The organism is Moorena sp. SIO2C4, from assembly GCF_010672485.1.
Classification (GTDB): domain Bacteria; phylum Cyanobacteriota; class Cyanobacteriia; order Cyanobacteriales; family Coleofasciculaceae; genus Moorena; species Moorena producens.
Genome location: NZ_JAAHGN010000211.1, coordinates 1 through 8,688 on the forward strand (window position 1 = coordinate 1; position 8,688 = coordinate 8,688).

The window sequence follows — 8,688 nt, forward strand, 5'->3', positions numbered from 1 at the left end:
GACGCTACGAAGATGCGATCGCTTCCTATGACAAAGCCCTAGAAATTCAGCCAAATTATCATCAAGCTTGGGTTGACCGAGGAGTCGCACTGGGAATGCTACAAAAGCATGAAGAGGCCTTTGGCTACTTCGACCAAGCTGTTCAAGTTCAGCCAGATAATACAGTAGCCTGGTTGAATCGAGGCATGGCTCTAGATGTATTAGAAAGATACCAAGAAGCTGTGGCCTCTTTTGACAAGGCTATTGAATTAAATTCCGACTCCCATAAAGCCTGGAATTACAGAGGTTCTACCTTAGTCAAGCTAGAACAGAATGATCAGGCATTGGAAAGCATTAATCGGGCTTTGGAGATTCAACCTGAGTATGCTGCTGGTTATTATAACAAAGCAATAGTTTATTCTTCCCAGGGTCGAGTAACCTTAGCTGTGGAAAACCTAGAGCAGGCGATTGAGCTAAATCCAAGGTATCGGGAAGAAGCCAGTAATGATCCGGATTTTGAGGCTATTTCAGACGATGATCGCTTCTGGCAGTTGATTGGAGGCTAGAATGCTTTTGCTCTCCTGGGTCACCTTAGCCCAGAAGAGCAAACGATAGAAGCTGCTGCCAAATCGGTGCTAGAGTTGCCTTGACTATTATATCTGCAACCACAAAGCCAATACCAATCAGGAGATAGCGTTGAGGAAAGGGATGCTGGGAATTTGATCTGGTGATTTTAGCAACGAGATTAAGTCCCAAAGCAGTTAGAGCCACTCCGGTACAGATAAATCCCACCACTCGCAGCACAGACCAGGGCGGCCATCCCACTAGGGCAGCTAGCCACGGATTGACACTGATCTGTACTAGCTGTGCTACGTAGAAATTCATGTAATTGAGCAAGTAAGTTCCCAGCACTAGCGCTGCACTTCCAAAAGTCACTAGGGATAGAAAGCAAAAAACTGTGTACTGTTGGACATGATCTGGCAGAAACAAACGTAGGGATCCTTCTGTTCCTTCTACTGTACGAATCCAAAGAAGCTGCTCTTCGATGTAGTCAGAGCCATTTAGGATTACCTGAGCTGCGGTTTCTGGAGCCAATGCGGTTCCAATCCCAACCGCAAGACTTTGAAACAATGCCCAAAGCAGCATCCACCCTAGGGCCCTCATGTATTGACGGTGACGAACGTGAAACAAAAAGATCGGATAGGGTACTGCTGCTCCTAAAATTGGCACCAGCCAGGGCACGCCGAAAACGAAACTGGCAATCGTTGCCAGAATAGCACCGATGGCAAGAAAGCTTGCAGTCAGTAGTGGTTTATTAATAATCAATTGACAGTTTTTCCATCTTAAATGATTATCATTACTAGGGATGGCATAGTTGATTTTTTGGAGGTCCCTAAATTATTCCTATCCCATGCTTGCGATCAACTATGAACTAAAGTCTAGTTTAGTCTAGATTGAAATAGCAGGAAATCAGCTTGCGCCAAGATATTTCTAGAATCCCAGATCATACAGCATGGTAGACCTGACCCCAAATCCTAGTTTCAGTTTGACTATTTGCTTAACATACCCCAACCGTGCCGGGATGTTAGCCAGCGTAACTCAAGCGATCGCGTCTGTTGGCGGTCACTTGGGAGAAATTATGGTGGTGGAGAAAACTCGGAAAATTGCTACTCGCGAGATTACCGTAGATGCAGCTAGCACTGAACAGGCTGAACAGATTGTACAAGCGGTTAAGGAAGTGCCCGATGTCCAAATCCTAAATGTCTATGACCGTACCTTCAACCTCCATCGTGGTGGCAAAATCAGTGTAAACAGCAAAATCCCCCTTAAGCATCAATCTGAATTGGCTATGGCTTACACTCCTGGTGTGGGTCGGATTTGTAAAGCGATCGCATCTGACCCACAACAGGTCTACTCCCTTACCATTAAAAGCAACATGGTTGCTGTGGTCACCGATGGCAGTGCAGTGTTGGGGTTGGGTAACTTAGGGCCAGAAGCCGCTTTGCCAGTGATGGAAGGTAAAGCAATGCTGTTCAAAGAGTTTGCTGGTATTGATGCTTTTCCTATCTGCCTAGCTACCCAAGATACGGATCAGATCGTAGAAACCGTTAAAACTATCGCGCCGGTTTTTGGTGGTATTAACTTAGAAGATATCAGTGCTCCCCGTTGCTTTGATATTGAAGCCAGACTGCGGCAGGAGTTAGATATTCCAGTCTTTCACGATGACCAGAATGGTACCGCTATTGTCACCCTTGCTGCCTTGACCAATGCCCTCAAGCTAGTCAAGAAATCCCTAGAAGAGGTAAGAATTGTTATTAATGGAGCGGGCGCTGCCGGTATGGCAATTGCCCGGTTACTCCGTAAAGCTGGTGCAGGTGTAATTTGGATATGCGACTCCCAAGGCATTATTTCCACTAAACGCCCTAACTTGACTGAGCAAAAGCAAGAATTTGCTGTGGATGCTTCGGGTACTCTGGCTGGTGCCATTGGCAATGCTGATGTGTTTATTGGGGTGAGTGTACCTGGGGTTCTCACCCCAGACATGGTCAGGTCGATGGCAAACAAGCCCATTGTCATGGCTATGGCTAATCCTATCCCGGAAATTCAGCCAGAATTGGTAGTAGATGATGTAGCAGTAATGGCTACAGGTCGTAGTGACTATCCGAATCAGATTAATAATGTTCTGGCTTTTCCAGGGGTTTTTCGTGGCGCTATAGATTGTCGGGCGTCAACCATTACCGTGAATATGTGTCTCGAAGCAGCTTTTGCGATCGCATCCCTGATTAATCCCAGTGATTTAGATCGAGAACATATCATTCCTTCAGTATTTGATGAGCGAGTTGCTCCTGCGGTTGCTGCGGCGGTGCAAAGGGCAGCACGTCAGGATGGTGTAGCATGCCATTAAGTAATTATATTTAGATAATTCCATGATTTAGCCGTAGAAATTAGCTATTCTGGTGGCATTTGATCCATTTTTTGAGGCAGGACTGATGATTGTAACCACTACTGATGTTATTCAAGGTGCGATTGTTGAAGAGTATTTGGGCATTGTCACTGCTGAGGTGGTTTACGGCACCAATGCACTGCGGGATTTCTTTGCCGGTATTCGAGATTTAATTGGGGGACGTACTGGCAGTTATGAAAAAGTCTTTGAAAGAGGACACCAAGAAGCCCTCCAAGAATTGAAACAACGTGCCTCACAACTAGGAGCAGATGCTGTGATTGGCATTGGTATGGATACTGGAACAATTAACGTTGATGAAAAGGGGGTGCTGCTACTCATTACCGCCACTGGCACAGCCATCAAAATCAAGAATTAAGGGTTGCTTGACAGTTGACGGGTACCCGTCAACTGTTGTTTAACTAAATCTGCTAAATTTCCTTGACAACTCATACTCGTTACGACTACGATTAAATAGTAACAATCATAAAGGAATGAGTAAGACAAGATGGTTATCAATCAAGTACCCGACGTAGTATTTAAGACCAGAGTCAGAGATGAGTCAGTTCCTGGACCCAATCCCTTCCGCTGGCAAGACCGGACTACACAGGAAATTTTTGGCGGTAAGCGTATCGTGCTATTTTCCCTTCCTGGTGCCTTCACACCCACCTGTTCATCAACCCACTTACCCCGCTATGAAGAACTCTATGATGAGATCAAAGCACAAGGGGTTGATCAAGTGATCTGCTTATCGGTCAACGATGCCTTCGTGATGTTCCAGTGGGGCAAACAGCAAGGGGTTCAGAATATCTTCTTGCTACCCGATGGTAATGGGGAATTCACCCGCAAAATGGGGATGTTGGTAGAAAAAGATAATCTCGGTTTTGGTATGCGTTCTTGGCGCTACTCTATGGTGGTAGATGACGGCAAGATTGAAAAAATGTTTGTAGAACCAGGCTATGCAGATAACTGCCCTACCGATCCCTTCGAGGTCTCAGATGCAGATACAATGCTGGCATACTTGAAGTCAGCTAAAAAGTAACATCCCTCCGACCTTACTTAAAGCTTTATCAGTAGAGGCGTTACCGGCAATGCCTCTACTGTTTTCAGTTTGGTGTGTAAGTCCTGATCATCGTGGATTGACTTGAGAGTGATACAACAATAATTACCTTGGGCGATCAGTAAAATTTTCCCTCCGACAGCTATTGCTTTTATATACCAAGAATCAGTAATCTTTCAACCGAATAGTAATTCAGAAGTTTGGGAGAGTCATGAGCTACGATTTTGATTTATTCGTTATTGGTGCAGGTTCCGGAGGAATTGCTACAGCTAGACGAGCCGCAGAATATGGGGCAAAAGTAGGCATTGCAGAATTTGACCGTTTAGGTGGAACTTGCGTAAATCGTGGCTGCATTCCTAAGAAGCTGATGGTTTATGCCTGCCATTTTCCTGATCAATTTGAAGAGGCACAGGGATATGGCTGGAGTAAGGTACACAGTACCCTGGACTGGACAACAATGATCACAGCAGTCAATCAGGAAACAGAACGCCTCAATGGCATTTACCAACGTATGTTGGATAACTCCAAGGTGGAACTCTTTCAGGGTTATGCTAAGTTCGCGGATTCCCACACCATAGAAATTGGCGGACGCAAAGTAACTGCACAGAAAATCTTGATTGCAGTAGGAGGACATCCAGTCAAGCCCGATATTCCTGGAATTGAACACGCGATTACCTCTGATGATATCTTCCACCTCAAGGAACAACCCAAGCGGATCGTGATTCTTGGGGGTGGCTATATTGGTGTCGAATTTGCCTGTATTCTCAATGGCTTAGGCTCTGAGGTCACCGTGGTTATTCGTCGTGATCAGATTTTACGGGGATTTGATGCGGAAATCGGTTCCGAGATTCAACAAGCCATGGAGAAGCATGGGATTCGCGTGCTAAATAACAGTAGGATCATCGCTATTGAAAACACATCAGCCGGTCTGAATGTAACGGTACAAGGACAATCACAAACAACTATAATTGCTGATGCAGTCAGTTTAGCTGCCACAGGTCGTATACCCAATATCCAGAATCTAGGTTTAGAGAATACTGGAGTAGCAATTGAAAACGGTGCGATCGCAGTCGATAAGTATAGTCTTACCACAGAAGACCATATCTTTGCTGTAGGGGATTGTACTGACCGCATGAACTTAACTCCCGTTGCGATTAATGAAGGTCGTGCCTTTGCCGATACCGTATTTGGTGGCAAATCCCGGATCATGAGCTACGAGAATGTTCCAACCGCAATTTTTACCACACCCGAAGCAGCTACTGTTGGTCTAAGTGAGGCCGAAGCACGAGATAAATATGGGGATGCGGTAAAAGTCTATCGTTCTCGGTTCAGACCGATGTACTACACCCTACCCGGTCGGGATGAAAAAACCCTGATGAAGTTAGTGGTTGACCAAAACACTGACAAAGTCTTGGGTGCTCATATGGTAGGAGACCATGCAGCAGAGATTATTCAAGGAATTGCGATCGCATTGAAAACCGGAGCTACCAAAGCTAACTTTGATGCTACTGTTGGAATTCATCCCAGTTCTGCAGAAGAGTTTGTCACAATGCGCTAAGGGACTCAAAAAGTTTTTTAAATACAGTTGTAACTAGGGCGTGAACACACGCCCTAGTTTCGTACTATAGCGCTTTAAAATCAGATGTGAAAATTTATAGCAATTCAATTCACGAATGCCACAATTCAGCTATTGTTACTAAGTGCCTAAATACTTTTAGTTCTCAAGGTCAACACTACTGAATCAGAATAAATCCTAAAAAAGCCGCTAGAACTGTATTATCAGGAAGGAATGGCTGATTGAGAAACTCAATACATCTGAGTTAAACATCAGCATCTAGTGGTAGAAAGCCCAAGTTTCCCCATGTCATCTTTACAAAAATTAGAAAAATTCGTCAAAATACCTAATAAAGCTCAAACTCGCCGCATTCTTTGGTTTGAACGATTAATGGCGATCATCGCCTTGATTAATCTGCTGTTGGTGTTGTTTGACCTCAGCTATATCCCCTTAAGGGATTTCTGGCTAAATCAGAAAATTCAGGTATTTAGCTTTACCATTGGTCCGCTCAAATCCAAAGGCTTTCCCGTCTCGATTCCCATTCCTGATATCACTCCGCTCTACGACCCAGTTAAAGGTATTGAAGACAACCGAGATACCAAAAAATATTTGGACAAAGTTGATCAACTGGAAAACCAGATTAACAAGATAGGATTATCTTCTATAGAAGAATCTATAGAAGTAGAAAAAAAACTCAAGGAGCTGCGCGAACTTAGCTCAGAAATGATTGGCACCAATCCTTTTCAAGTAGCCAATAAAACCGGAAACTTGGAAAAGATTAAAAATAAGATGCGTAAGCAGATACCAAATCCTGAGGATTCAGCAAAAGAGTCATTTATGCAGTTCTGGACTCAAAAGTACTTAGCAAGTCATAGTCAAGAGGAAGGTTTGGTATTTTTTAACACCGAGATTAAACCCTTAATAGAAACTAACTATTACCGTCCAATTGGAGAAAATGGCGAATTTATAGACCTATTCGGACTGATTGACTTCCCATTTTTTATTTTATTTAGTACCGAGTTTTTGGCTCGTACCTGGTTGATCAGTCGCCGTCATTCTGGACTCAAGTGGCAAGATGCCATGCTGTGGCGCTGGTATGACATATTTTTACTAATACCCTTATGGCGGTGGTTACGAATTATTCCTGTTACCATTCGCTTAGGTCAAGCTAAATTAATAGACCTGAGTGCCATTAGCAGAGAAATCCGCTCCGGATTTGTTGCCAGTATTGCTCAAGAGATGACAGAAGTGGTCGTCATTCAAGTTATTAACGAAGTTCAGGGCTCCATTAGCCGGGGTGAAATTACCAAATGGTTGTCTCAACAGGAAGTCCGCCCCTACATTGACCTTAATGACATTGATGAAGTGTCAGAACTCACCACCATCATGGTAAAGATGACGGTTGATCAAGTCTTACCCAAAATTCGTCCTGATCTAGAGGCTCTCATGAAACACTATGTGGACATGGGGCTTAAACAGTCCACACTTTATCAGGGACTTCAGAATGTACCAGGACTGGGACAATTCCAGAAGCAACTAACAGAGGAATTGGTGAAAAACATTTTTCAGGCAATCTATGATGGGATTAATACTCTCATACAAGAAGACCCAGTTGCCGACGAACTCCTGCAACACCTACTGAAAAATTTAAGGGAAGCCTTAGGGGCAGAAATTAAGACCAAGGATAGATTACAGGATATTCAGTATTTGATCACAGCTTGGTTAGAGGAATTCAAAATAAATTATGTCCGGCGTTTATCTGAAGAAGACTTAGATAAAATATTAGATGAAACCAGAGCAATTCGTCAAAGATTTCAGTAATAACAGTATTAAAATCAAGTTAATATTAGTCCAATAATTATTTTTTTGAAATTCTATGCGGATATATAACTATTTTGCTTGACAGTAAAACCATTAAATTGATAATTAAAAATAAAAAAATATGCTCTACCGAACCTAGTATGCATAAAAACGCGCTTATTTACCATTAAATATGATTGGGCAGTATATTTATAAAAAATCATTATATCAACAAATAAAACTCCCGCCCCATAATGATTATAATAATTATTTATTAAAAGTTTTACATAGCAAGTTCGGTAGAGCAAAAAAATATAGAAATTCAAAAAATAAACATTTTTTTGAATTATTGTAAATAGTCAGAAATCATCATACAGTTTGACCGAATAATGCCCATAAGCTAAAATACTTATGGGTCAACAAAAACCAAGTTGACTTCTAGGGTCAGCTTGCTCTGAGGAAAAGGGCTGTGAAGTGGGAAAGTGCCGACGCACCAGACACCAAGCAGGGATTAGACGTCAACACTCCCCATGTTCAAGTTTTGATCAGGCAAGCATTTGAGCTGCTAATTGCGTTAGCTTCCGGCAAAAGAAGCCCCACATCTCAATGCTACGCCATGAGTGTGGGATTAATTTTGCACAGGGTATGCATGGAATTGCTATAATATGGGTACTGATAAACAAAGCCAAAAATGCTGGTTTGTCAGCACAACAGTTTTAAAAAAAAGACCAAGAAAACAGAGCGGCAGCGATGCCGAGGTGCGACCCCTGGCGAATTTAATTCGCCTAGGTCAAGGGCACCTAAGCGGTCTTGGGGAGCCAGTGCGGTCTTGGGGGTTCCCCCCATGAGCAACTGGCGTGGTTTCCCCCACTCGCTATTGCATCAAGAGAGGGCAGTCCGTTCTTAAAGCCCAGCGGCGACCTTCGCGTAGCGTCGGCTTTGCCGAAAGCAATAGCTGGATTGGCGCTTGTTGCCTACACTGAACTCAACGAGTCAGTGTGGGAGCTGTCACACTCAAACATAGCAACGGCAAGCTGGTAACTCCTAATCAATGATTCTGCGGGAAGTTTCCGGTTTGTCCTAGGGTTTAGAGTCTTCGAGCCCATGACCTTGTGACCAATAGCTCAAGACCAGTAACTAGAGATTGGGCTTGTGCTAACTAGATGTGCAGAAGCTTTTGGGCGGTTAGACTTCTTGGAAAAGATTTTGCCATGAAGTGGGTTGACCCCACTTTTTTTATTGGATTGGTGCCATGACTCATCCCCTGATTCCACAACTAATCGATTTGGCAACGCCATTGGCTCAAGATTTAGGATTAGAGATTGTAGAGGCTCTCTTCCAGACCAACAGACG

The 8,688-nt window shown here is 43.5% G+C and carries 8 protein-coding genes and 1 pseudogene; 8 read left to right on the plus strand and 1 reads right to left on the minus strand.

Annotation, left to right across the window (positions count from 1 at the left end; genetic code table 11):
* On the plus strand, nucleotides 1-545 hold a 545-nt coding region (locus tag F6K20_RS13530; protein WP_287294979.1), incomplete at its 5' end, for a tetratricopeptide repeat protein.
* Nucleotides 546-570: 25 nt separating this feature from the next.
* On the opposite strand, the gene F6K20_RS13535 is transcribed toward F6K20_RS13530, so the two are convergent.
* Complete coding sequence (locus F6K20_RS13535) at nucleotides 571-1,305, minus strand: hypothetical protein (RefSeq protein WP_008186987.1); 735 nt, start codon at nucleotides 1,303-1,305, stop codon at nucleotides 571-573.
* Nucleotides 1,306-1,492: 187 nt separating this feature from the next.
* Here F6K20_RS13535 and F6K20_RS13540 point away from each other — a divergent pair, with 187 nt between their 5' ends.
* The 7 genes and pseudogenes from F6K20_RS13540 to F6K20_RS13570 all read left to right on the plus strand — a co-directional run.
* Nucleotides 1,493-2,884 (plus strand): NAD-dependent malic enzyme, encoded by a 1,392-nt coding sequence (locus F6K20_RS13540; RefSeq protein WP_008186990.1) that lies wholly within the window; start codon nucleotides 1,493-1,495, stop codon nucleotides 2,882-2,884.
* Between the two features lie 85 nt (nucleotides 2,885-2,969).
* Nucleotides 2,970-3,299, plus strand: a complete 330-nt coding sequence (locus F6K20_RS13545; RefSeq protein ID WP_287294982.1) for a YbjQ family protein — start codon at nucleotides 2,970-2,972, stop codon at nucleotides 3,297-3,299.
* A gap of 129 nt (nucleotides 3,300-3,428) precedes the next feature.
* Nucleotides 3,429-3,962 carry a peroxiredoxin gene (locus tag F6K20_RS13550; RefSeq protein WP_287248494.1) on the plus strand — a complete coding sequence of 178 codons (534 nt, stop codon included), beginning with the start codon at nucleotides 3,429-3,431 and terminating at the stop codon, nucleotides 3,960-3,962.
* Between the two features lie 229 nt (nucleotides 3,963-4,191).
* Complete coding sequence (gene gor / locus F6K20_RS13555; protein WP_287294983.1) at nucleotides 4,192-5,538, plus strand: glutathione-disulfide reductase; 1,347 nt, start codon at nucleotides 4,192-4,194, stop codon at nucleotides 5,536-5,538.
* A 303-nt stretch (nucleotides 5,539-5,841) separates the two neighbouring features.
* Nucleotides 5,842-7,356: a hypothetical protein gene (locus tag F6K20_RS13560; RefSeq protein ID WP_287294984.1), complete on the plus strand. Its 1,515-nt coding sequence runs from the start codon at nucleotides 5,842-5,844 to the stop codon at nucleotides 7,354-7,356.
* A gap of 448 nt (nucleotides 7,357-7,804) precedes the next feature.
* Nucleotides 7,805-7,999 carry a hypothetical protein gene (locus F6K20_RS13565; RefSeq protein ID WP_071107118.1) on the plus strand — a complete coding sequence of 65 codons (195 nt, stop codon included), beginning with the start codon at nucleotides 7,805-7,807 and terminating at the stop codon, nucleotides 7,997-7,999.
* Between the two features lie 588 nt (nucleotides 8,000-8,587).
* A pseudogene (locus F6K20_RS13570) lies at nucleotides 8,588-8,688 on the plus strand (ribosome maturation factor RimP); the annotation flags it as partial.

What these genes read in the sequence shown, in the direction of transcription:
- F6K20_RS13540 (WP_008186990.1), top strand. Translation starts at nt 1,493, where the DNA reads ATGGTAGACCTGACCCCAAATCCTAGTTTCAGTTTGACTATTTGCTTA.
- F6K20_RS13560 (WP_287294984.1), top strand. Translation starts at nt 5,842, where the DNA reads ATGTCATCTTTACAAAAATTAGAAAAATTCGTCAAAATACCTAATAAA.
- F6K20_RS13545 (WP_287294982.1), top strand. Translation starts at nt 2,970, where the DNA reads ATGATTGTAACCACTACTGATGTTATTCAAGGTGCGATTGTTGAAGAG.
- F6K20_RS13550 (WP_287248494.1), top strand. Translation starts at nt 3,429, where the DNA reads ATGGTTATCAATCAAGTACCCGACGTAGTATTTAAGACCAGAGTCAGA.
- gor (WP_287294983.1), top strand. Translation starts at nt 4,192, where the DNA reads ATGAGCTACGATTTTGATTTATTCGTTATTGGTGCAGGTTCCGGAGGA.